This window comes from Marinococcus halotolerans DSM 16375, from assembly GCF_000420725.1.
In the GTDB taxonomy this organism is placed as follows: domain Bacteria; phylum Bacillota; class Bacilli; order Bacillales; family Marinococcaceae; genus Marinococcus; species Marinococcus halotolerans.
The window spans coordinates 18,266-40,915 of sequence record NZ_ATVM01000025.1; the positions used below are offsets into that span (position 1 = coordinate 18,266).

Consider the following 22,650-nt stretch of genomic DNA (forward strand, 5'->3'; position numbering starts at 1 on the left):
ACCTATTTTTTGACAGCCGGAACGAAAACGATATACTAGGTGCAGCCTGTCAATTTGTCATAATAAACCAATTCATTATCAGGCAGGAAAGGATAAGACGATGAATGCCCAAATCAGTCTGCGCCCGGTCGAAGCGGAAGATGAAAAAGATATTAACATTCTCCGGCGTCAGCCATCCGTCATGCATTATACGCTCGGACTCCCTTCGGAACGAAGAGCTTCCAGTCAGTCTTTTATCAAAGGACTGACAACGAACGATCATGTGATTGTGGCAGAGTACGACGGTCGTGTCGTCGGTATCGGCTCCCTGGAGGTGCTCGGCGGCAAGCTGCATTACTACGGTCTGACCGCCATGGCGGTGCACGATGAGTTTCAGAACCGGGGAATCGGCAGCCGTCTGCTGGATCATCTGATTGATATCGCCGACAATTATTTAGGCTTATTCCGGCTGGAGCTGGACGTGGTGGAAGGGAATACGCACGCCGTACAGCTGTATAAAAGCCGTGGATTTGAAACAGAGGGTACACTCCGCAAAGCCCATTTTGCCCGGGGCGCATTCCACAACGTGCTGGTGATGGGCCGGCTGAACACCGCATTGTTCCCCGAAAACTGAGAACTTCGCTGGAAAAGCAGGCAATCAGCAGAATTGTCACTTCCAAAAATTAGATTATTATGAAAAAATAGAAAAAAGCGTTTATGTGCATCAGGGTGTCCGGAGAAAACGGGGTATCGGGGCAATGCTGTTGTAATGACAATCATGCGGGCGGGGGGAAACATAATGAAAAAGATTATTCCTGCTGGCGCAGCCGGCATGTTCATCCTTTTAAGCGCTTGTTCTGTTCCGTCTTACTATACGGAAAAAGAGAAGGATGTGCCTGGAAATATAGAATCGGAATGGGGAGAGAAAGTGCCGCTGCCGTCTTTTAACGAGTCATCTATTTCGAGGGCGCAGATTAATGAAGATGAGGAAGGGAAGCCCGAGGAACTAGAAATTTGGTACAGCGACGAAGAACAGGACGAACTGCTGTCTTATTTTCAGGACGCCGGCAACCGGCACCGGTATGAAGAAGACTACAGTACGCGCCTGGTGTACGGAATTTACAGCAACGACATTCACATTATTTTAGATTACGAAGCGGGCGACCAGATGGTTTACGGAGCTCATGACGAGGTGCTCAGTATTGGCGGGCGCCCGGTGGGTCGGGATATTCAAAGCGGTCCGATGATTTATACGTTTCAGGCGAACGGGGGCACCTATGCCATTTCATACTCGGAGGAGGCGAGGGCAGATACCGACGTGCACCGCGAGCAGATTAAAGCCTTTTTACAGAACAACGGATAGTGTAGAAGGCACGTCGACCCAAGGAGGGAAAGCCATGGCCATTTTTATGGATCTGTTGATATTCGGCGCTCTGCTGATGATTGCGTTTAACATCAAAGCGCTTGGCGAACGGATGAGCCGTGTAAACAAAGAGCAGATGGACAAGTCCGGGCAGGAGCGGCTGAAGGCTGAAATTAAAGAAGAGCTGAAAAATGAACGGCAGCATTAACAAGGGCAGGGGCCTCCGGGCGCCTGCCTTTGTAGTGCCGTTAAATTACTTATTTACTGGACGTGTATCTTAGTCTGTTTTTACAAAAAGGTGCGGGGCGGGCTTTTCTTTTAAGCGGTTATGGTTCATGATTTATAGGAGAGAGATCGAACACTTAGTAAGTTTACGGAGAAAGAAGGAAGGGTTTATGCCACGGAGGATAAAAAACATACTAAGCATGCCGCAGGAGTATAACAATCAGTCGCTGAAAAAGGACGTGGCTGCGGGATTTACGATTTTTATTATGATCGTTCCGCAGGGCATGGCCTACGCCGTACTCGCCGGCCTGCCGCCGGTGATGGGGCTGTATGCCTCGCTGCTTCCGCTTTTAATCTACGCTCTGTTCGGAGGATCGAAGCATCTGGCTATCGGGCCGGTGGCGATGGCGTCCATTCTTGTTTTTTCCGGCGTGTCGCTGTATGCCGAACCGGCGACGCCGGACTATGTGGCACTCGTGCTGCTGCTTACAGTTATGGTCGGGGTCATGCAGGTGGCGCTCGGACTGTTGAATGCCGCCGCGTTTGTAAAATTCATTTCGCCGAACGTGATCAGCGGATTCACATCAGCGGTGGCGATTGCGATAGGCATGAGCCAGCTTGGGCAGTTTATGGGCATCAGCGTAGGCAGCCAGACGCAGATTATCCCGCTGCTGCGGGATGTGATCGTTCATCTGCCGGAGATACATATCCCGACCCTGCTCGTAGGAATTGCCAGCCTTCTGGTGTTGATCGGCGGACGGAAAGTAAAACGAAATCTTCCGGTTTCTCTCATTGTCGTCGTACTGAGCATTGCGGCGGTCGGGCTTTTCCGTCTCGACAACCAGGGAGTGAGCGTCGTCGGACAAGTGCCCCAGGGCCTTCCGGATTTTACTGTGCCGGGCTTTAACCTGGCGGACATGCAGGTGCTGATTCCGACAGCGCTGACGATTGCGTTAATTGCGATGATGGAGACGCTTGCGATCACGAAAACGCTGAGCGACAAAAATGATTTTGGCGTCGACCTGAATAAAGAGATCCGGGCGATCGGGTACGCCAATATTGCGGGCCCGTTTTTCTCCTCCTACGCGGTGACCGGAAGCTTTTCAAGAAGCGCCGTCAGCTACCGGTCGGGAGCAGCCTCGCAGGCGGCAATGATTATTACTGCTGCCGGGGTGCTTATTACGCTCCTCTTTTTCACGTCTTTATTCTACTTTCTGCCGTACGCGGTGCTCGCAGCGATCATTCTTGTATCGGTCACCGGCCTGATTAACATCCGGTCGCTGAAGGACGCCTTCCGGGTGAAGCCGGAGGACGGATGGGTATGGATCGTCACGTTTGCTGCGACGCTTCTCGTCGGCATCCAGTGGGGACTGTTGATCGGGATCGGCTTTTCTATCCTGCTGCTGCTGCGCCACATCGCCCGTCCGAATATTGTAGAGATCGGCTATGAGGAGGATACGCACAGCTATCTGGATCTGCAGCGGTTCCCGCACGCCAGGCGGGTGCCGGGCACGGTGCTTGTACGGGCGGACACACGCATTCATTTTTCGAACGTTGGCTATTTTGTGAAAATGGTGGAAAAAACGATTCAGGACCGCCGCAAAACAGAAGGCGGCGGACTGAAGGCCGCGATTGATATGTCCGGGGTAAACGACATTGACACGACCGGCATCGGCGCTCTCGAGCAGATTATTGAAATGTACCGCCGGGACCCGGACGTGAAGGTATGGTTTGTCGAGCTGAAGGGCCCGGTCCGGGACCTGCTGCTTCGGGCCGGATGGGAGGAAAAATACGCGGAAGCGATCAGATATCAGACCCTCGAAGGCTTTCTTGAACACGAGGGCAACGTTCCGTTTAAAACGCCTACAGAGCCGAAGCAGGACTCCTGGGACTACATGATTTAGCATGCGTATAGTAACGAACAAGGCCGGCCGGGCATTTCCCGCCGGCCCGATTTATGCTTCGCCGGGACGGGGACCGCCTTTGAAAAGCTGATATGACAGGGTATATACCTATATACCTCGAATTTAAAAAATTCAAAAATATCGTTTGAGGCGTTTTAAACCCGGGTAAAAACGAATAGATTTCCTAAAGGAGGTAACAGCATTGAGTAAAGATCGCGACAACGAACGTAAACACGATGAAGAAAAAAACGACGACAAGCAATATAAGAATGAAGACGGCACGCTGACGACAAGACAGGGGCATCCTGTCCGGGATAACCAGAATTCAAAAACCGTGGGCAACCGCGGGCCGACAACGCTTGAAAATTATGAGTTTCTCGAAAAGATCAGCCACTTTGACCGCGAACGTGTACCGGAGCGGGTTGTACACGCCCGGGGCGCAGGCGCTCACGGCTATTTTGAAGCGTATGGCTCCTTTGGCGATGAGCCGATTTCCAAATATACACGGGCGAAAATCTTCCAGGAGGAAGGAAAGCGGACCCCGGCATTTGTACGCTTTTCCACCGTTATCCATGGCGGGACTTCTCCGGAAACGCTCCGGGACCCGCGCGGATTTGCCGTAAAATTTTATACCGAGGACGGCAACTGGGACCTTGTAGGAAACAACCTGAAGGTATTTTTCATCCGGGACGCCATCAAATTTCCGGACGTCATTCACGCGCTGAAGCCGGACCCGGTAACGAACGTGCAGGACAGCGAACGGATCTTCGACTTTATGTCGCAGACACCGGAATCGATGCACATGCTGACGTTTTTATTCTCCCCGTGGGGCATTCCGGCCAACTACCGGCAGATGCAGGGCTCCGGGGTGAACACGTACAAATGGGTGAACGAAGACGGCGAAGCGGTGCTTGTGAAGTACCACTTTGAACCGGTTCAGGGCATCCGCAACCTGACCCAGGAGGAAGCGGACAGCATCCAGAGCAAAAACTTCAACCACGCCACCCAGGATCTGTATGAAGCCATTGAAGAAGGCAACTATCCAGAATGGGAGCTTCGCGTGCAGGTGATGAGCGACGATGATCATCCGGAGCTCGACTTTGACCCGCTCGATGATACGAAGCTGTGGCCGAAGGACCAGTTCCCTTGGATCCCGGTCGGCAAGCTTGTGCTTGACCGTAATCCAGAGGACTATTTCAACGAAGTTGAACAGGTGGCCTTTGGTACCGGCGTCCTTGTCGACGGCATGGATTTCTCCGATGATAAAATGCTGCAGGGCCGTACGTTCTCGTACTCCGATACGCAGCGGTACCGCGTCGGCGCCAACTATCTGCAGCTGCCGATCAACCAGGCGAAGAAAAAGGTCGCGACGAACCAGCGCGGCGGACAGATGTCGTATAAAGTCGATAACGACGAAGGACAGAATCCGCACGTAAACTACGAGCCTTCCACGATGAATAACCTGAAGGAGGCGGAGATGAGCGGCAAGCCTCACACTCCTTATACCGAAGGGGAAGTGAAAAAAGAAGCCATCGACCGCCAGAATCCTTACCGGCAGGCGGGCGAAACGTTCCGCAAGTTTAAGGAATGGGAAAAAGACGAATTGATCAAAAACCTCGTCGACAACCTGATTCCATGTAAAAAGGAAATCCAGGAAGAAATGATTGCCCACTTTAAGAAGTGTGATGAAGAATACGGCCGCCGGGTCGAAGAAGGGCTGAAAAACAGCAGCTCCGATGACGGCGCAGACCAGGATTCCACACACGGCGGACCTGCAGGCGCCACGAAAACAGAAGAAGGCGTCCAACAGGCTGAAGAGCACGGCATCCCATCGGATCCGTATTAATAGAAGAAAAGCCTGAAACAATAAAAGCTGAAGCTGGAGATCGTTCTCCGGCTTCAGCTTTTTTACATAGTTACGAAAAAGTATTAACGTGCTCAAATTTGTATTGAAAACCTTGGCGTGAAGTGCCCGGCAGTTGCCATTCCGGGCTCAAAACTCTGATTTTAATCAATCGCAGCAGACTTGCGGGATCGTCCTGGAACGCTTCCATATCAAGATTGCGGTGCAGATCAATGCGGAAAAAATCGTCAGGTTTTTTTACATCCACCTCAAAGGTGATACTGACTTCGGCCAAACGGCTGCGGCAATAGAGGAGGAACCGGTACGTGCCAATGTTTTGTTGCTCCTGGAAAACACTGCCGGAAAAACTGCCTGTATGATCATCGATGGGAGGTTCCTCGTGGACAGCAGCTAAATCGAGTCGAAGCATAAAAAGCACCCTTTCTTAAGTGAAGTTACTTTTTCCTTAATAGAAGCAGGTCTTTACAGCATCCAATATCAGACTAAAAGAAATATTAATGAAGCGGGGTGAAATTATTGGTGGACAATTGCTGATTGTTCAAGAAGGAACGATCAGCATGACTTAAATCGTAGGCGGCCCACGGTGCCTTTAAAACACAGGCTTCAGAAAGAAAACGGACCGGGTAGCCATTTACTGCAAACGGATGAAGGGCCTGGAACAATTTATCGATATTTGTGTGTATTTCCGGGACGTTCCCCTGCATGTAAGGTTCGAGGGTGACGGCTGTACCGACAAGCAGTTCCTGACCATAAAACATAAAACCAAAAGTAGATGAAGACATCGGACATTTCCCCTTTGTGAGCATTAAAAAAAGCCATTCCTATCCACGGGACGGGACAGAAATGGCTTGAAAAAAGCATTTTTTCCTTCTTCTAAGCCAGGCGTGTATAAAGTTAATAGGACGATGAAAAGATGGAGGTGTAGTGATCTGCGATATTTACAGGCAGAAAAAAGATAAATGCCCACAGACGTATGTATACCCGTATAACAATTATTTACTCATGCCAAAAGACCTAATTTACTCTGTGGGTTATGTTCTAAGTAGTAATTGAGTAAACCACCGAGTTTATTAAACGACTTCCATCCGCGGAACGTTCATCATTTTTAAATATGCCGTCCAGTTGAAAGCCGGCTCTCGCAAGCATTGCCGTGCTTGGATCGTTCCGTTCATCCGTCCACGCTTCAATCCGGTTCATGCCGAGGTCCTCCAGGGCGTAGCGGACAATTTCGGTGACAGCCTCCAGTGCGTATCCCCTGCGCTGGAATGGATCCAGGATCCAGTAGCCCAGCTCGCAGCGCGGCACATGCCAGTCAATTTCCTGAATAACAATGCTTCCGACAAAGGAAAGCGACTGTTTTTCAAACAGCAGGTAGCGAAGCTTTTGTTTGTTTGAGAATTGAGTACAGGCCCCCATTAAAAATTCCTTCGTCCCCTCGAGCGTTGGTGGCTCCTGGAAGGCGCTCATCCAGGCTTTAAGACTTCGATGAGACTGTAAAATTCCTTCATAGACGGCTTCAGTATCAATCGCAGGATGTGGAATTCTTAAAAGCAGGCGTTCGGTATGCAGACTTTCTTTTCCGGGTTTTTGAGCAGAAATATGATAACCTCCTTAGACGCGTTAACATTATTATCATTATTTTAAATTAGCAGGTATTCGCTTACAAATGTTTGGAAAAAAATTATTCAAGGTATATGAACAACGTAATTGCTCTCACAGAAAATCACCTGTCAGCCAGTGGAACTTTAACACACAGGAGGCTTTAATAATGGAATACATTTATTTAGGAAACTCAGGACTGCGCGTGCCGAAGTACATTCTCGGTACGATTCCATTCAGCGGCACGAATGGATTTGAACCAACAGGAAATATTGACGAAAATGATGCCCGCCGGATCGTGGATATATCACTGGAGGCAGGCATGAACATGTTCGATACTGCGAACCTGTATTCGAAGGGCGATGCCGAACGTGTTTTGGGCTCTGCGATTAAAGGACGCCGGAATGAGGTTCTCTTAACGTCCAAAACCGGCTTTCATTTTGACAATGACCCGAACGCCCTCGGTGCATCCCGCAGCAACATTGAAGCGTCCATTGACCGGACGCTAGAGCGGCTCGGCACGGATCACCTGGACGTGTATTTTGTCCACTTGTGGGACGGCCGCACGCCGGTGGAGGAAACCGTGGAAACGATGACCAACCTCGTGAAATCCGGAAAAATCCGGTACTGGGGCGTCTCCAACTACAGCGGCTGGGCGCTTGCAAGAATATTCTCCGTGGCAGAGCGTCCGGGCTACATTCCGCCGGTTACCCAGCAGATCTATTACACACCGGAGGCTCGTGAAGCAGAGTACGAGCTGCTTCCGGCAGGCCGGGAGCTCGGCGTAAGCTCGATGATATGGAGTCCGCTCGGCGAAGGACTTCTGAACGGCAAGATCGGCCGGAATAAAAAAGCACCGGCGAATACCCGCCAGGGCGAAGGCTGGCCGGAGCCATGGATTCAGGATGAAGAACGCCTGTATCAGGTGATTGATGCGCTTGAGGAAGTAGCCGAAGGCCGGAACGCCACGGTTCCGCAGATTGCCTACGCGTGGGTCAAGGACCGCCCGAACGTCGGCCCGATCGTCATTGCAGCCCGCAACGAAGAGCAGCTGCGTGAAAACCTGGCGTCGGCAGATATGTATCTGACGCAGGACGAGCATGACCGGATCGAATCCGTCGCGCGTCCGGCACCGATTTACCCGCTATGGCACCGGACGATGGCCGGCTTTGAAATGGGCAGCCCGTCCGAAATGCCGTATCTCGAAGGATACAAAAAGTCGATGGGGATGGATGAGTAATACCAGGATAAGCTAAGCAGCGGAAGCAGGAACTATCTGCTTCCGCTACTTTTTTACATAGATAAGATTATCGAAATTATAAAGAGAATCGTTATTTTTAACAGAAAAGATGAATTATTGATAGTTAATGAAACATAATTGATAGATTATACACGCGGGATGTAGTACGTTAAGAAAGGCAGGCCAATACATAAAACAAAGGAACATCCGCGATGATTAAGGATTATGAACGTTTCCGTTCGCTGTACGAACAGGAAATAGAGAAAATGGAACTGGCGGAAAATGAAGAGCTGGTGCAGCTGTATATGGCACAGAACCGTTTTTTTGACTGTATTTTCCGCAGCCGGAAACAGGCAGCCAAAAAAGAGCTGAGGGCGATTTACCGGGTCATTACGCTTAAGCCGGAAAATGATAAACGCCTGCAGGTACTCAAGCAGTATTATTTCTTTTTGATCGGTGGTTTTCTGGACCGGTATACCCAGACCTTTTCGTTCGATAAAAAAGCGCTCGCCGCCGCGGTGGCCCTGATCAATGTCATGGAAGCATGGACACGGGAAGAGGAGTTTTACGAAGGGATCCATGTGTTGGTGGACGGAATGCTCGATACCACCTGGAATGAAGACATTCAGACCTACAACAATCCGATTATTTCCAGGTTTATTACGCTTGTGGAACAGCAGCTGTATCAGGAGTTAAATACGGACGTTCTCGCAGGTCAGCTCGAGATCTCCCGTAGTCATGTCTCCCGGCTGGTGAACGAAGAGCTTGGCATGTCCATTCCGAACTACGTGACCTACAAACGGATTCAGGAGGCGGCCTATCTTCTCCAGAGCACAACAAGTCCGATGAAAGTAATCGCCGAACAGCTGCGATTTTCAAGCGCCAGTTATTTCGGGGTGTGCTTTAAAAACGTATACGGCTGTACGCCGAGGCAGTACCGGATATTTACTGCCCAGCGGTAACAGATAAAGAAAACAAAGGGAAGGAAAGAGGAAAAAGAGATGCGGACGAAGGATTTGAAACAGGCGTTATTAACCTGCCTGGAGGCCAATGATGGCGAAATGGAAATGTCAGCGTTAGTAAGGAAGGTGACTCACAAGCTGCCGTTCCCGGTGCATGCCAAAGAAATAAGCGATATTACCAACAGTTTAGAGCAGGCCGATGCCGTGAAAAAGGTTAAATCTTCATCAGGATCGGTGGCCGTTGTTTTGCAAAAGAAAGTCTATAATGGTGCTGGTCATTATGCAGAGATCATACATAAGAGCCGTCTCTAAACAAATAGAGGCGGCTCCAGTTTATTTTTCCAAAGAGGGAGTAAGCTCTTTAGCCATAATAAAGTCCGTCTGCTTTTCATCACCCATGTAGAAGGAATGGGCACCGGTTTGAATGAACCCGAGTTTTCTATAAAAGGCGAGGGCTTTTTCATTTTTTTCCCATACGCCTAACCAGATGGACTCTTTATTATTTTCCATGGCCATTTCGATCGCTTTATTGAACAGCCGTTTGCCAAGTCCGTATTGCTGGTAGTTGTTCTTTACATAAATTCTTTCGATCTCAAGCGCTTCCTCATTCATGCGTTCCGACTGGGCCGTGCCGGTGTTGATTTTTAAATAGCCGGCGAGTTCCTCATTAAAATAAATAAAGTAGAAGTAGGAAGAGGAGTTTGACAGCTCCTTCTTTAATTGGTTGATGTCGAATGCCCTGGTCATATAGGCATCCATGTTTTCCGGGGAATTTTGATCCTTAAACGTCTCATTAAATGTTTCGAAGCTAATTTGCTGAAGGCGGTAAGCATCCTCCAGGCCGCATTTTTTTATTGTGGTACTCATGGGAACCGGTCACTCCTTTATTTAAATCAGTAATCTCTCTTATGTCCTTTTTTAACAAACTCCCAATCCTTTTCTACATTTTGCCTGACTCTTTGAAGGAGATAGAGCATGGTTTCTGCTTCTTTGTCAGAAAAGCCTTCCAAGGCCACGCCATTGGAATAATTGTTTTCCCGTGTGATGAAAGGATAAATGTTCTTTCCCTTCTCGGTGGGGAAAAGCTTTTTGATTTTTTTGTTATGTATGTCCGCTGTTTTCTCGATGAAGCCGTTCGTTTCAAGGTTTTTAATGGCCCGGGCGGCGGTGGTCCGGTCTACCTTGAGCATTCCAGCTACTTTTTCCTGGATGATCCCTGGGTGTTCACAAATGCGCACAAGGTAGGCATACTGCCCTTTGGTAAGGTCATATTCTTTAAACTCTATATTGCTGATTGAATCCAGCGCTCTCGCTATCATGCCGATTTCACGAAGAATTTCTGTCATTCGTCCCTGCCTCCCTGCTGTATGTGTTTGTTGAAGGTGTATGTCAGGCTATATAAAAAATGTACATTATCTTTGTTGCATTTGCAACAAAAAAGAGTTGACTTAATTAATACAGGTGGCGAACGAACCATGAAAAAATCAATACTATTAAATTATATTTTGCTAGCCTGAAAAGAGGCTGCCCAAATTTGTGAACAGCCTCTTCCATCTAATTATAGGTAATAACATTTTTTCTTCCCATTCAGTCAATGGCGTTTAAGATATCCTGGCTGGCTCGGCGCCGGTGGGATTCCATAATGGTTCTGGCAGCTTTGCCGTCGTTTGTTTTCAAGCAGGCTACAATCGCTTCATGCTCTAAAACGGAACTGGTGGGGAGCGGGCGTTTGTTTACAGTATATAAACGGGCCCTGAATAAATGATCGGCGTGAAATTCGATTAAATCGTTCAGCCGCTGGTTTCCGGCTGCTTCTAAAATCCGGGAATGGTACTGGTCATCCAGTACGGCCCAGTCCTTAAGATTTTTACTTTCAAGGGCTGCTTTCTGATCCGCAATCAAGGATTCTAATTGAGTAATAAATGAATCAGTCAAGTTTCGGACAGCCAGTTCGGCGGCCAGGCCGTCCAAACTTTCGGCAATTTCGTAAATTTCCATTAAGTTTTTACTTTCAATAGGGGTAACTGCGAAGCCTTTACGGGGAATGACACGCACTAAGCCCTCTGTCTGCAGACGTATCAACGCTTCCCGTACCGGCGTGCGGCTCATATCCAAAACCTCCGCCATTTCCCTTTCCAGAACCATCTTTTCCGGCGGAAGATAAAGGTTACGAATAGCCTGCCGAATAATTTGATACGCTTTTTGAGGCAGGCGTTTTTCTTCTACTGAAGAAGAAAGCTGCGTTAAATGATGGTGCAGGGTTTCATCATAAAGGATTGAAGGGGAATAATCGTTAGTGTTCATCGAAAGCCTCTCCCTGTATATAAGTTTCTATCCGTTCATATAAAAGTATAACACCTCCTTTTCAGTTAAAAAGGAGGTGTTATACTTTAATTCTTTTATTTGCGTTTATTACGCTTTGACGTAAACCTTAGCTAGGGCTTCCAGAATAGCGTCGGTCATTTCTTTGGTGGAAGTATTTCCTCCGATATCGGCTGTTAAATAACCGGCGGCCGTTGCATCCCGAATAGATTGATTGACGAGCTGGGCTTCTTCGGCATAACCGAGCTGTTCAAGCATGAGTGCTGCGCTTCCGATCGCACCTATTGGGTTAGCTATGCCTTTACCGGCGATGTCCGGCGCGGAGCCGTGTACGGATTCAAACATGCTTGGGTATCTGCGCTCCGGATCCAGATTGGCACTGGCAGCAATGCCAAGACTCCCAGCAAGAGCACTTCCTAAATCAGAGAGAATATCTGCTAAAAGGTTTGAAGCAACCACTACTTCGAGATCCTCCGGATGGAGAACGAAGTTGGCAGCCATGGCATCCACCAGCCACTGATCCGTCTCCACGTCCGGATACTCCTTGCTGACTCTCGCAAATACTTCATCCCACAGTACCATGCCGTATTGCTGGGCGTTACTCTTCGTGACGCTCGTTACTTTTTTCCGTTTTCTGGTCCGCGCTAAATCAAAAGCGTAGCGGATAACACGTTCGCAGCCTTCTTCGGTAAAGAGGGAGGACTGGACAGCCACTTCCTTCCCAGGGCCCCGGCCGGTAAAGTTTCTGCCGCCGATACCAGAGTATTCGCCTTCGGAATTTTCGCGAACGAGCACCCAGTTCAGCGTATCTGTGTCTGGGTGGTTTAGCTTGCTGGGCACTCCAGGAAGAAATTCGACGGGACGAATATTTGCCCACTGATCAAAGCCCTGGCATATCGCAATGCGGAGTCCCCATAAACTAACATGGTCGGGCACACCCGGGAAGCCAACGGCCCCGAAATAAATAGCATCATAATTTTTCAACCTCTCAAGCCCATCCTCAGCCATCATGCGGCCATGCTCAAGATAATATTCGCAGCCCCACGGAAAGTAATCGGTTTCAAAATTGAAATTATTTGGAGAATGTTTGCTGATAAAATCCAATACCCGAATCCCTTCCTGCACAACTTCTTTTCCTATACCGTCTCCCGGAATAATTGCTAATTGATGAGTCTTTTGATTGTCCATCCTGTTCCCACCTTTTTTGTATTTGATTTCATTATCTACAACGTATACGTAAAAGTCAATAAAAAAATATTTTAAGCTTAATTAAGAAAATTAATTGACTTAATGTATACGTTAATATAAGATTTGGGTAATTGAAAGCGTTATCAATAACAGGGAGGGAAAGAAATGAATTTCATAAAAACCTGGAATCACCTCTGGCATTGGAATGACCAAGTTAAAAGCCAATTAAAAAGCAGCTTCAAAATCCTGATGTTTTCACAACCTGAACCAAAGCGTGCAGACAATGTTTCGGAAGCCGAGCGCCAGGAGCTGGAAAATGAAGAGCCGAATCCGCCTAACGAACCCCGGCTGTATTCCAAAGTACAATTGATCGGTTTATTTTTAGGACCGCTGCTCTTCCTATTGATAAAATTCGTTGTTCAGCCGGAAACAATGTCTGTAGAAGCGGTATCCATGCTCGGAATGATTGCCTGGATTGCCACGTGGTGGGTCACGGAAGCCTTGCCGATTCCGGTAACTTCCTTGCTGCCGATTGTCCTGTTTCCGGTGCTCGGCATTATGGAAATGGATGGAGTCACGGCTTCCTACGGCGATCCGCTTATTTTCTTGTTTGCGGGAAGCTTCATGATTGCTTTAACGATGGAAAAGTGGAACCTGCATAAACGTATCGCATTAAGTGTTATCGCTTTTGTCGGTGCCAACCCCAACATGATTATTCTCGGATTTATGATCGCTACTGGTTTTTTGTCGATGTGGATTTCAAATACCGCTACAACGATGATGATGGTTCCGATCAGTATTGCAGTGGCCAAGCACGTTTCAGATTCCTTGAAGCATACAGATATAGACACTTCACCCGGTGTGTTTCCTTTTGGTACGGCTCTGATGCTTGGTACAGCGTATGCGGCTACGATCGGAGGGTTCGGCACGTTAATTGGAGCGCCAGCCAATACGATTTTAGCTGCAACGTTAAATAATTTGTATGACGTGCAAATTGCTTTCGCCACGTGGATGATGTTCGGCGTACCGTTAGTTGTCGTGCTGGTTCCTTTAGTGTGGTTCTACCTCATCAAAATAGCTTTTCCGATGAAAGTCGATCATATTCCGGGCGGAAGGGAAATTATTAAAGAGGAGCTTCATGGCCTGGGTAAGACTCAGTATGAAGAAAAAATTGTGCTTACAATTTTTTCACTTACAGCTTTTGCCTGGATTACCAGGAGTTTTCTGCTGGAAAACTTCATTCCCGGAATCAATGACACCATTATCGCGTTATGCGGCGCCTTACTGCTTTTTCTTATTCCATCCAAGAACAAAAAAGACACGATCCTGGACTGGAACACTGCTCTAAAACTGCCATGGGGAATTTTATGGCTGTTTGGAGGCGGGCTCGCACTTGCTGCCGGTATTACGAACAGCGGTCTGGACAGTTGGCTTGGTGAAAAGCTCGTTGCTTTTTCCAACGCACCACTGTTTGTTATATTACTGTTTATCATTGGGTTAATTACACTGCTCACCGAATTCACCTCCAATACAGCAACTTCAACCATGGTTTATCCAATTGTGGCAGCAGGAGCTGCAACTCTCGGCACTGACCCGATCGTATTAATGATTGCTGCCTGCATGGGGGCTACATTTGCCTTTATGTTCCCGGTAGCGGCTCCGCCGAATGCAATTGTATTTGCAAGCGGTTACGTGAAAATGAGCAAAATGGCTTCAGCGGGCATCTGGTTAAACTTGATATGCATCATTATTTCCTGCCTGATCGTTTTATATTTTGTGCCAATTGTCTTCGGCAATCTAAGCGTTATGTAACTCTCTAATACCGTCAATGGAGGAAAACTATGAAGATTGTTGTAGCTTCTGATTCGTTTAAAGAAAGCTTAAGTTCGTTGGAGGTGGCCAGTTATTTTCGTCAGGGATGGGAAAAATTCGCCTCCTATGATTTAGAGTTTGATGTTATTTCTATGGCAGACGGAGGGGAAGGAACCTCAGAGGCCCTGCAGCAGGCATTGGATACGAAAGAAATTTCAGTGCCGGCGCATGACCCGCTGATGAATCCGATCACCGCCTCGATGCATATTTCCAGAACACACAGAACGGCTGTCATAGACGTGGCCTCTGCATCAGGACTGGATAAAATCCCTGCAGGGCAGCGGGACCCCGCTATTGCGACTTCCTACGGAACGGGAGAGCTCATCAAAGCGTGCCTGGATTACGATGTTGACCGGCTCCTTATTGGGCTTGGAGGGAGCGGTACAAACGACGGCGGAGCCGGCATGCTACAGGCCCTGGGTGGAAAACTGCTGGATGCAAACCATCAGGAGCTACCGTACGGCGGTCAATTTTTAAAGCAGCTTGAGGCGATGGATATGACTGCTTTGGATCCAAGGTTGGAAAAGACAGAAATAATTGGTTTATGTGATGTAAATAACCCTTTGACTGGACCATGGGGAGCAAGCTATATTTTCGGTCCACAAAAAGGAGCATCCAAAGAAACAGCTGCTTCGCTGGAGGAGGCATTGAGTACATTCGGCAGAGTGCTTAACTCGTATACCCATAAAGCTGTGAGCGAGCTTCCTTATATGGGGGCAGCCGGAGGCCTGGCTTCGGCCTTGGAAGGGTGCTTAAAAGGCCGGCTTGAGCCGGGTATCCAGTTTATTTTGAAAGAAAGCAATTTTTATGAACGGGTGCGGGACGCCTCATTAGTTATTACTGGGGAAGGAAAAATTGATTATCAGAGTGGTTCAGGGAAAACGCCGGTGGGCGTTGCGAGGGCCGTCAAAGAAGTAAATCCTTCGATCCCAGTGATCGCGATATGCGGCCAGCTTGGAGAAGGCTTTGAAAATGTATATGAAGAAGGTATTACAGCCGTTTTCAGTATCAGCGAAGGACCTTCCACTCTACAGAAAGCCGTCGCAGATTCGAAAAAATTAATAGCACATCTGGCAGGCAATTTGTCTAAATTCTATGGACAGATAATAAAGTAGATAAAATATAAAGAATAGAGAACGATTAAAAAGTCGTAATAAAACGCGTGAAGCTGGATAATATCCAGTTTCTTTTTTGTTTTGTTTAATTTTGCAACTATTTTTAGAAAATCCGCTTTCATAGTTGAATAATTATTTTTTATGTTTTATATTTCAACATGTAAGCGTTATTATAATAACTGTTGCAAATTGCAAATATTAAAAGGAGGTTGTATAATGCGTATTAAAGCGAACATGGAGAAAATCCCTGGCGGCATGATGGTAGTCCCATTATTGCTTGGGGCTCTGATTAACACCTTTGCACCTGGTATGCTAAGGATTGGAGGCTTTACCCAGGCGCTTTTTGTCGATGGGGCGTTAGTTTTAATTGCTTTATTTTTACTTTGTGCAGGAGCGCAGATTAATGTACGAAATGTTGGAACTACCGTGGGGAAAGGTGTCACATTATTAACAGTGAAATGGGTGGTAGGGGCAGCCTTCGGTTTAATTGCCTACGCCTTTGCCGGCACGGACGGTTTATTCCTTGGCCTGGCCCCGCTCGCTATCATTGCGGCTATGACAAACAGTAACGGCGGATTGTACGTAGCGCTTGTCGGCCAGTACGGAAAAGGTGATGATCGGGCGGCTTATTCCATCCTTGCGCTTAACGACGGCCCTTTTTTAACCATGGTGGCTTTATCGATTTTTGGCGCGATTGGTTTTGTGGACGGCCTGTTCTCGGTCGTTGATTTTGTCGCTGTTCTGCTGCCAATTATTATTGGCGCGGTGCTCGGAAACCTGGATGAAGAGATGAGAGATTTTCTGGATTCCGGAAGCAATATGTTAATTCCGTTTTTCGCCTTCGCGCTCGGGATGGGGATTAACTTTGCAGACATTTTAGCCGGCGGGCTCGGCGGTATCGTGCTCGGGTTTATGACTGTATTTCTAACGGGCACTGCTGGCTACTGGGTATTTAAACTGTTCAACTGGAACCCGATTGTTGGTGCATCGGAGGGTTCTTCGGCAGGTAACTCAGTTGCGACTCCGGCAGCGATAGCTTCCGCCAATGCCGCTTTCGCCAGTGTGGAATCTGTGGCTACCGTCCAGGTGGCAGCCAGCGTCGTGACTACTGCTATCCTCCTGCCTATTTATGTAGGCTTTCTTGTAAAGCGTCTGGAGAAAAAAGGAAAGCTTCAGACGTATCTTCAATGACATTCAACGTAAAATGAGAGGATTTCAAAACATGAAGTCCTCTTATTTTTGCCAGACAAGGTGGTTTTAATATGGATATATGTATTGTGGCTGACGACTTAACGGGAGCCAATGACTCCGGGGTGCAGTGCGCCCGGTACGGCTACCGGCCCTCGGTGGCCGTAAATGCACGTGATACAGGTGCTTTTGTGCATAAGGAGGCGCTTATCATCGACACAGATTCAAGGGAAATGAATACAGAATCAGCTTACCGGACCGTTAAAAATGCTGTCCGCCCATTTGCAGAAAGTCCTCCGAAATTAATGTATAAAAAAATTGATTCTACGATGAGGGGAAACATTGGAAGGGAATTAGATGCCCTGTATGAAGCATTTTCACCGGATTTTATCCTGGTTAACCCCGCTTATCCGGAGAACGGCAGAACGGTGATAAACGGGGAGTTATATGTAAACAGTACAGCTTTAAAAGAGACCGGAATAACTACGCTTCCGAACCAGACCGTCCGTTCTTCAACAGTCATCGATCTTCTTCAAGCACAAAGCAGTAATAAAGCTTATCATCTTAGCGAAGAGGAAATATCCTCCGGCGAACTTTTGGCCCTGCTTAAACGGCTGAAAAGGGAGGGTGTGGGATATCTCAGCTTTGACGGGGAAACGGAGGAGCAGATGCTCCGCCAGAGCCGTGCGCTTACAGCTGCCGGATACGATGTTATCTGGGCGGGCTCTGCCGGCGTGATGAAATTTTTACCCGAGATTTACGGTTTAAACGGGAGCGAATCATCAACTGAAAAAGCAGACCGATTAAACGAGTGCGAATCCGTGTTAATTGTCGCCGGCAGCCGGAGTGATATCACGCAAAAACAGAAAGCCCACCTGGAGGTGAACTATCCCGGCTGGACAGTGCCCCCGGAAATTTTTCTGGATCCCGGGTGGCAGTCGGATGCTTCCATCAAAGATATTCTCCGGGCGGCTTCCAAACGCAGCCATCCAGTGATGCTTATTTCCACGGATACCACGTTAGAGGCTGTGGAGAACGTGAAGGCAAAAGCGGAGGCGGTAAATATCCCGATGGTGGAAGCAACGAAAAAAATTGCTGAAGGACTGGGCAGGCTCACACGCCTGGTTTTCGATATTAATACGTTTGATGCGCTCGTAATGACGGGCGGGGACGTAGCTAAAGCGGTTTGTGTTTCGCTCGATAGTACAGAATTTGAATTGATACAGGAGTTTGAGCCGGGTATTCCTGTGGGACGGCTGCGCGGGTATTACAATCCAATCGCCATTACGAAGGCAGGGGCTTTTGGTACAGAAAAAACGTTCGTTCATGCGATCGAAACGCTGAGAGGAGAGATTTTAACATGACAAAGCCAGTTATTGGGATCACGATGGGGGATGCTGCCGGCGTAGGGCCGGAAATTATTGTCAAATCTTTGGCAGGAACCTCGGTTTATGACTACTGCACGCCAGTGGTTATTGGCGACATCGCACGCCTGGAGGACGTCATAAAAATAACAGACACCGGCCAGACCGTGGTGTCCATCGAAGATCCCGCGGAAGCAAAAGTGGATCCGGGTGTCATTTATTGCATTCAGGTAGGGAATCTGGAGCCTGAGCTTCCCTATGGACAATTGTCCTTTGAGGCAGGAAAGCATGCGTTTTTATATTTGGAAAAAGCAGTGCAGCTTGCCATGGACAAGCGTATTGACGCTATCTGTACAGCGCCCTTAAATAAGGAAGCTCTTCAGGGAGCGGGATACAATTATCCGGGGCATACGGAAATTCTGGCGGACCTGACCGGAACCGAGGATTATTCCATGATGCTCTCCGCCCCCAACTTGAAGGTGATTCATCTAACCACCCATCTGGGGCTCAAGGACGCCATTGAAGCGATAACACCGGAACGCACGTATAATGTGATTCGTCTTGCGCACAGAACGCTCTCAAAGGCCGGTTTTACCAACCCGAAAATTGCTGTGTGCGGCATTAATCCGCATGCCGGTGAAAATGGCCTGTTTGGATACGGCGAAGAAGAAAAACAGCTGCTCCCGGGCATACACAAAGCTCAGGAGGAAAATATCAATGTGGAGGGGCCGTACCCGGCAGACACTTTATTTTTCCGTGCGGGACGCGGCGATTTTGACGTCGTGGTGGCATGTTATCACGACCAGGGCCACGCGCCGGTGAAGGTACTGGGCTTGGAAGCCGGGGTGAACATTACCGTTGGGTTAAATTACGGCGTCATCCGCACCTCGGTCGATCACGGCACCGCCTTTGACATAGCCGGAAAAAATATCGCGGATGAGCGCAGTCTTCTGGAGGCGCTCACCATTGCCGCGGAGCTTGCTCCTAAATAATTCATTCTCCATCATGTGCATTTTTTCGTGTAAAATATGAAGAAAATTGCATTAAAGGGAGTAAGCAAATGTTGAAAATAGGAATTATAGCTCCTTATGAAGGCTTAAAGGAAGTAGCAACTAGGATTAGTGCTTCTCATCAGGAAGTCATGATAAACGTAGAGTCAGCAGACCTGGAGGAGGCTGTGGAACCGGCCCGGCGTCTGGAGGAGCAGGGGTACCATGTATTGATCAGCCGGGGAGGGACAGCGCAGATTCTGCGTGAACGATCTTCTCTTCCGGTGGTGGAAATTGATGTTTCCGGCTATGATATTTTGCGTACGCTGCTGCTGTTTCAAGACTCGAAGGACCCTATAGAGCTGATAGGGTTTCCGAATGTCTGCCACGGGGTGAATCAGGTGGCAGAGCTGCTTGGCATATCCATTTCCTATCAGGTTATTCACAGCTCTCAGGAAGTGTATCAGGCAGTAGAGAATGCTATCAGCCGGGGCATTCAAATCATTATTGGAGACACGGTAACCTTAACAACAGCCCGCCGTTTTGGGCTGGAGGGAATTATGATCACCTCCGGGCCGGAGTCGGTGGAGCAGGCTGTTGTTCAGGCTAAAGAAGTCGGAAGCCTGCTGCTTTACCAGGAAGCCATGAATACAAGCTACCACCATCTGCTGGAGCATTTACCGGAAAGTATCGCTCTTATCAAAGACACAGGTGAATTAATGTTTGCCAATCAGCCATTTTTGAATCTGTTTCAATTACCTTCGTATACAAATAATCATGCTGATAAAAACGAAATTTTGCAGAGCCTGCATCAAAAAATGCTGAATTATTTTTTCCTTCAGGAAACCTTTGTAATTAAGGAACGCAGTGTAATTGCAGAGGGGGAATTTTTAGTTGAAGGAAAAGAACGCCTGTATTTTCTGAAAATCAGTGATGAAAACAGATACAGGATAGAACAAAACGGTTTAGTTATTCAGCCGCTTCAGTCAGACATTGTTTCCTTTGGCCAAATTTCAACAGCCGATGAACGGGTACGTTCCATTGTGGAACAGGCGAAGAAGTTCACGGAATCCGTATACTTCCTCCAGGGAGAAGATGGGACAGGAAAGCGTTCCATTGCTGCTGCATTGCATCATTATCGTAATAACTACATTGAAAATCAATGGGAAGTAATACTGGACAAAGACTTCGACGAAATGGCGATGAAGCGGCTCGAAGCGATGATTCTATCGGGAAATGGTACATTTTATATTAAAAACTGGGAGGCTCTATCAGCTGAAAGGCTTGAACAGCTCTTTCAGGTTGCCTTTGATTCTGTGTCGGTAATTATATTTGCTGCTGCCAAAACCAATCTGCCTCTGCTTCAGCAGAAATTTCAAAAGAAAAGCATCGTGCTTTCGCTTCCGCCTCTGCGTGAGCGAATCGAGCATTTGCCCGAGTATATACGCACATTCATTGCCAGAAACAATTCAAAATACGGAAAACAGTTGGTGGGAGTGGAAAGCGGGCTTTTGCTGGAATGGAAATCCTATCACTGGCCGATGAACCTGCATGAGCTGCAGGATCTGGTTGAAATGGGAGTAAAAAACTCCGAAGGCCCGTACATTTCCAGGGAAGCCGTTCAAATTAATTCAACATCTTCCTATGGATCCGGCGAATCGTTGGATTTGAATCAACCATTGGACAGCATTGAGAAGCAGGTGATCAACCTGGTGCTGCAGGAAGAAAACATGAATCAGACCCGGGCGGCCCAAAGGCTGAATATTAACCGTTCCACATTGTGGCGCAAGCTTAAAGGCTGAGAAACAAAACCTATATAATGAGAAATAGACAAGCACCTCTAATATGGAGGTGTTTTTCTTATGGGAAAGAGAGTGAAGCCTTTTCCTTGCTTTAAAATGGAGTGTACGGGTTACACTGAACGCATCACTTATCCATGGTTAGTGGAAAAGTGAGGATAAAAACAAACATATTACTGACAAGGTGGGTTTCAGCTATGAAGGCAAATATTATGTACGAAGCGGGCGACGTCCGCGTGGAAGACGTACCGAAGCCGCAGCTGCAGGAGTCGACGGACAGCGTGTTGAAGGTTGTCGCTGCCTGCATCTGCGGAAGCGATCTGCACCCGTACCGCCATATGCATGCCGATGAACAGGGCGGAGGCGAACCGATGGGCCACGAAGTGATCGGCCGCATCGAAGAAATGGGCCCTGGCGTGACAGATTTTAAAAAAGGCGATCTGGTCGTGGTTCCGTTTGCGTATGGAGACAATACGTGCCCGTACTGCCAGGAAGGGCTGCAGACGTCCTGTGTGAACGGCGGATTTATGAGCGGCTGTCAGGCTGAATACGTCCGCATCCCGCAGGCCCAGGGAAGCATGTTTAAGCTTCCGGACGAGATCGGTGATGATTCCCCGCTGCTTCCGTCCCTTCTGACGATTTCGGATGTTTACGGCACCGGCTATCACGCTGCAGTGATGGGCGGCGTAAACGAAAATACCACCGTCACGGTAGTAGGCGACGGAGCCGTTGGACTGCTTGCGGTGCTGTCTGCGAGAAAGCTTGGGGCGCAGAAAATCATATTAATGGGGCGCCACCAGGAGCGCACTGACCTCGGGGTGGAATTCGGTGCTACCGACGTCGTTTCCGAGCGCGGGGATGAAGGCATTGCCAAGGTTCTTGAGCTGACAAACGGGGAAGGCACCCACGTCGTGCTCGAATGTGTCGGGCTGATGCCGGCGTACGACATGAGCGTGGGCGTTGTCCGTCCCGGTGGCGCAATCAGCCGTGTGGGCGCGCCGCAGTATGAAGAGGCAGCGGTAGGCTTTGGAAGTCTTTTCAGGCACAATATTACACTCACGGGAGGTCCTGCTCCGACTCGTGCCTACATGGACGAGCTGCTGCCGGACATTCTGGACGGCACCCTCAATCCGGGCCGCGTGTTTGACGTCACGATGGGAATTGACGACGTTCCGGAAGGCTACCGGGCGATGAACGACCGCGAAGCACTTAAAGTACTGGTAAAGCCGTAAGATAAGCGAATAACCGCCAGAGGGAAAGCACATTCATTTGTGCTTTCCCTTTATTTATTCTTTTTGGTTGCAAAGATGTTTATTGGATAATATTTCAATTTATGGGATGATAAAAGAAACGCTGACTAAAGAGGGAGAGCGTAAAATATTTTGTGTAAACGATCGATCGCAAAAAAAGGAAGTCCTTTTCTAGTAGAATGAAGTTACCGACCACATCCATAGAAAAGAGGACTTCCCTATGAATGATTTTACTACAGATATTGCTCAAGCTCTAGTCCAACATCAGGACGTGAACGAGATCTTTCGATCTCACCTGGAACACGCCGTCAACCAGCTGCTTCAAACCGAATTAACGTCCTTTCTGGATTACGACAAATACGATGCCTCCGGCATTGGTTCTGGCAATTCCCGCAACGGCACGTACGAACGCACGCTGAAAACCGAA

At 48.3% G+C, this 22,650-nt stretch carries 23 protein-coding genes; 16 read left to right on the forward strand and 7 right to left on the reverse strand.

The genetic code is table 11. The features are described from left to right. The first annotated feature begins 100 nt into the window (after positions 1-100). The 5 genes from G548_RS0114420 to G548_RS0114440 all read left to right on the forward strand — a co-directional run bounded on the left by G548_RS0114420 (position 101) and on the right by G548_RS0114440 (position 5,317). Positions 101-613, forward strand: coding sequence for a GNAT family N-acetyltransferase (locus tag G548_RS0114420; protein ID WP_022794859.1), 513 nt, complete (start codon positions 101-103; stop codon positions 611-613). A gap of 165 nt (positions 614-778) precedes the next feature. Beyond that, positions 779-1,342, forward strand: a complete 564-nt coding sequence (locus G548_RS0114425; RefSeq protein WP_022794860.1) for a hypothetical protein — start codon at positions 779-781, stop codon at positions 1,340-1,342. Between the two features lie 34 nt (positions 1,343-1,376). Then, the gene (locus tag G548_RS19360; RefSeq protein ID WP_022794861.1) at positions 1,377-1,550 is read left to right on the forward strand and encodes a hypothetical protein; all 174 of its coding nucleotides are present in this window, start codon (positions 1,377-1,379) and stop codon (positions 1,548-1,550) included. A gap of 187 nt (positions 1,551-1,737) precedes the next feature. After that, positions 1,738-3,471: a SulP family inorganic anion transporter gene (locus tag G548_RS18365; RefSeq protein WP_022794862.1), complete on the forward strand. Its 1,734-nt coding sequence runs from the start codon at positions 1,738-1,740 to the stop codon at positions 3,469-3,471. A gap of 202 nt (positions 3,472-3,673) precedes the next feature. Then, on the forward strand, positions 3,674-5,317 hold the full coding sequence (locus tag G548_RS0114440) for a catalase (RefSeq protein ID WP_022794863.1): 1,644 nt from the start codon (positions 3,674-3,676) through the stop codon (positions 5,315-5,317). Between the two features lie 70 nt (positions 5,318-5,387). Here G548_RS0114440 and G548_RS0114445 read toward each other — a convergent pair whose 3' ends face one another. The 3 genes from G548_RS0114445 to G548_RS0114455 form a co-directional block, all read right to left on the reverse strand. After that, a complete protein-coding gene (locus tag G548_RS0114445) occupies positions 5,388-5,744 on the reverse strand; it encodes a hypothetical protein (RefSeq protein ID WP_022794864.1) in 357 nt (118 codons plus the stop codon). An 85-nt stretch (positions 5,745-5,829) separates the two neighbouring features. Continuing rightward, positions 5,830-6,117 (reverse strand): hypothetical protein, encoded by a 288-nt coding sequence (locus G548_RS0114450; RefSeq protein ID WP_022794865.1) that lies wholly within the window; start codon positions 6,115-6,117, stop codon positions 5,830-5,832. A 256-nt stretch (positions 6,118-6,373) separates the two neighbouring features. Then, entirely contained in the window at positions 6,374-6,934 is a 561-nt protein-coding gene (locus G548_RS0114455) for a GNAT family N-acetyltransferase (protein ID WP_027847446.1), read from the reverse strand. A 169-nt stretch (positions 6,935-7,103) separates the two neighbouring features. Here G548_RS0114455 and G548_RS0114460 point away from each other — a divergent pair, with 169 nt between their 5' ends. The 3 genes from G548_RS0114460 to G548_RS0114470 all read left to right on the forward strand — a co-directional run bounded on the left by G548_RS0114460 (position 7,104) and on the right by G548_RS0114470 (position 9,448). Then, entirely contained in the window at positions 7,104-8,174 is a 1,071-nt protein-coding gene (locus G548_RS0114460) for an aldo/keto reductase (protein ID WP_022794867.1), read from the forward strand. A gap of 212 nt (positions 8,175-8,386) precedes the next feature. Then, positions 8,387-9,136: a helix-turn-helix transcriptional regulator gene (locus G548_RS0114465; RefSeq protein ID WP_022794868.1), complete on the forward strand. Its 750-nt coding sequence runs from the start codon at positions 8,387-8,389 to the stop codon at positions 9,134-9,136. Between the two features lie 39 nt (positions 9,137-9,175). After that, positions 9,176-9,448 carry a hypothetical protein gene (locus G548_RS0114470; RefSeq protein ID WP_022794869.1) on the forward strand — a complete coding sequence of 91 codons (273 nt, stop codon included), beginning with the start codon at positions 9,176-9,178 and terminating at the stop codon, positions 9,446-9,448. Positions 9,449-9,469: 21 nt separating this feature from the next. On the opposite strand, the gene paiA is transcribed toward G548_RS0114470, so the two are convergent. The 4 genes from paiA to G548_RS0114490 all read right to left on the reverse strand — a co-directional run bounded on the left by paiA (position 9,470) and on the right by G548_RS0114490 (position 12,646). Further along, a complete protein-coding gene (gene paiA, locus G548_RS0114475; RefSeq protein WP_022794870.1) occupies positions 9,470-10,003 on the reverse strand; it encodes a spermidine/spermine N(1)-acetyltransferase in 534 nt (177 codons plus the stop codon). Between the two features lie 26 nt (positions 10,004-10,029). Further along, complete coding sequence (locus G548_RS0114480; RefSeq protein WP_022794871.1) at positions 10,030-10,482, reverse strand: MarR family winged helix-turn-helix transcriptional regulator; 453 nt, start codon at positions 10,480-10,482, stop codon at positions 10,030-10,032. A 241-nt stretch (positions 10,483-10,723) separates the two neighbouring features. Continuing rightward, a complete protein-coding gene (locus G548_RS0114485) occupies positions 10,724-11,440 on the reverse strand; it encodes a GntR family transcriptional regulator (protein ID WP_084687373.1) in 717 nt (238 codons plus the stop codon). A 108-nt stretch (positions 11,441-11,548) separates the two neighbouring features. Continuing rightward, positions 11,549-12,646, reverse strand: a complete 1,098-nt coding sequence (locus G548_RS0114490) for a tartrate dehydrogenase (RefSeq protein ID WP_022794872.1) — start codon at positions 12,644-12,646, stop codon at positions 11,549-11,551. 165 nt (positions 12,647-12,811) lie between these two features. Between G548_RS0114490 and G548_RS0114495 the strand changes: the two genes are divergently transcribed. From G548_RS0114495 to G548_RS0114530, 8 genes are all read left to right on the forward strand, one after another. Next, a complete protein-coding gene (locus G548_RS0114495; protein ID WP_022794873.1) occupies positions 12,812-14,458 on the forward strand; it encodes an SLC13 family permease in 1,647 nt (548 codons plus the stop codon). A 29-nt stretch (positions 14,459-14,487) separates the two neighbouring features. After that, entirely contained in the window at positions 14,488-15,633 is a 1,146-nt protein-coding gene (locus G548_RS0114500; protein WP_022794874.1) for a glycerate kinase, read from the forward strand. A gap of 216 nt (positions 15,634-15,849) precedes the next feature. Next, positions 15,850-16,824 (forward strand): 2-keto-3-deoxygluconate permease, encoded by a 975-nt coding sequence (locus G548_RS0114505; RefSeq protein WP_022794875.1) that lies wholly within the window; start codon positions 15,850-15,852, stop codon positions 16,822-16,824. 71 nt (positions 16,825-16,895) lie between these two features. Next, complete coding sequence (locus tag G548_RS0114510) at positions 16,896-18,185, forward strand: four-carbon acid sugar kinase family protein (RefSeq protein ID WP_022794876.1); 1,290 nt, start codon at positions 16,896-16,898, stop codon at positions 18,183-18,185. After that, positions 18,182-19,177, forward strand: coding sequence for a 4-hydroxythreonine-4-phosphate dehydrogenase PdxA (gene pdxA / locus G548_RS0114515; RefSeq protein WP_022794877.1), 996 nt, complete (start codon positions 18,182-18,184; stop codon positions 19,175-19,177). Before G548_RS0114510 ends, pdxA begins: the two co-directional genes overlap by 4 nt. Before the next feature lie 68 nt (positions 19,178-19,245). Then, the gene (locus tag G548_RS0114520; RefSeq protein WP_022794878.1) at positions 19,246-20,976 is read left to right on the forward strand and encodes a sigma-54-dependent transcriptional regulator; all 1,731 of its coding nucleotides are present in this window, start codon (positions 19,246-19,248) and stop codon (positions 20,974-20,976) included. A gap of 194 nt (positions 20,977-21,170) precedes the next feature. Continuing rightward, positions 21,171-22,205, forward strand: a complete 1,035-nt coding sequence (locus G548_RS0114525) for a zinc-binding dehydrogenase (RefSeq protein WP_022794879.1) — start codon at positions 21,171-21,173, stop codon at positions 22,203-22,205. Between the two features lie 238 nt (positions 22,206-22,443). Then, on the forward strand, positions 22,444-22,650 hold a 207-nt coding region (locus G548_RS0114530), incomplete at its 3' end, for a transposase (protein WP_022794880.1).

Excerpts from the sequence above, each read along its gene's own strand:
- G548_RS0114420 (WP_022794859.1), top strand. The coding sequence starts at position 101 with ATGAATGCCCAAATCAGTCTGCGCCCGGTCGAAGCGGAAGATGAAAAA.
- G548_RS0114425 (WP_022794860.1), top strand. The coding sequence starts at position 779 with ATGAAAAAGATTATTCCTGCTGGCGCAGCCGGCATGTTCATCCTTTTA.
- G548_RS19360 (WP_022794861.1), top strand. The coding sequence starts at position 1,377 with ATGGCCATTTTTATGGATCTGTTGATATTCGGCGCTCTGCTGATGATT.
- G548_RS18365 (WP_022794862.1), top strand. The coding sequence starts at position 1,738 with ATGCCACGGAGGATAAAAAACATACTAAGCATGCCGCAGGAGTATAAC.
- G548_RS0114445 (WP_022794864.1), bottom strand. The coding sequence starts at position 5,744 with ATGCTTCGACTCGATTTAGCTGCTGTCCACGAGGAACCTCCCATCGAT.
- G548_RS0114450 (WP_022794865.1), bottom strand. The coding sequence starts at position 6,117 with ATGTCTTCATCTACTTTTGGTTTTATGTTTTATGGTCAGGAACTGCTT.
- G548_RS0114460 (WP_022794867.1), top strand. The coding sequence starts at position 7,104 with ATGGAATACATTTATTTAGGAAACTCAGGACTGCGCGTGCCGAAGTAC.
- G548_RS0114465 (WP_022794868.1), top strand. The coding sequence starts at position 8,387 with ATGATTAAGGATTATGAACGTTTCCGTTCGCTGTACGAACAGGAAATA.
- G548_RS0114470 (WP_022794869.1), top strand. The coding sequence starts at position 9,176 with ATGCGGACGAAGGATTTGAAACAGGCGTTATTAACCTGCCTGGAGGCC.
- paiA (WP_022794870.1), bottom strand. The coding sequence starts at position 10,003 with ATGAGTACCACAATAAAAAAATGCGGCCTGGAGGATGCTTACCGCCTT.
- G548_RS0114480 (WP_022794871.1), bottom strand. The coding sequence starts at position 10,482 with ATGACAGAAATTCTTCGTGAAATCGGCATGATAGCGAGAGCGCTGGAT.
- G548_RS0114485 (WP_084687373.1), bottom strand. The coding sequence starts at position 11,440 with ATGAACACTAACGATTATTCCCCTTCAATCCTTTATGATGAAACCCTG.
- G548_RS0114490 (WP_022794872.1), bottom strand. The coding sequence starts at position 12,646 with ATGGACAATCAAAAGACTCATCAATTAGCAATTATTCCGGGAGACGGT.
- G548_RS0114495 (WP_022794873.1), top strand. The coding sequence starts at position 12,812 with ATGAATTTCATAAAAACCTGGAATCACCTCTGGCATTGGAATGACCAA.
- G548_RS0114500 (WP_022794874.1), top strand. The coding sequence starts at position 14,488 with ATGAAGATTGTTGTAGCTTCTGATTCGTTTAAAGAAAGCTTAAGTTCG.
- G548_RS0114505 (WP_022794875.1), top strand. The coding sequence starts at position 15,850 with ATGCGTATTAAAGCGAACATGGAGAAAATCCCTGGCGGCATGATGGTA.
- G548_RS0114510 (WP_022794876.1), top strand. The coding sequence starts at position 16,896 with ATGGATATATGTATTGTGGCTGACGACTTAACGGGAGCCAATGACTCC.
- pdxA (WP_022794877.1), top strand. The coding sequence starts at position 18,182 with ATGACAAAGCCAGTTATTGGGATCACGATGGGGGATGCTGCCGGCGTA.
- G548_RS0114520 (WP_022794878.1), top strand. The coding sequence starts at position 19,246 with ATGTTGAAAATAGGAATTATAGCTCCTTATGAAGGCTTAAAGGAAGTA.
- G548_RS0114525 (WP_022794879.1), top strand. The coding sequence starts at position 21,171 with ATGAAGGCAAATATTATGTACGAAGCGGGCGACGTCCGCGTGGAAGAC.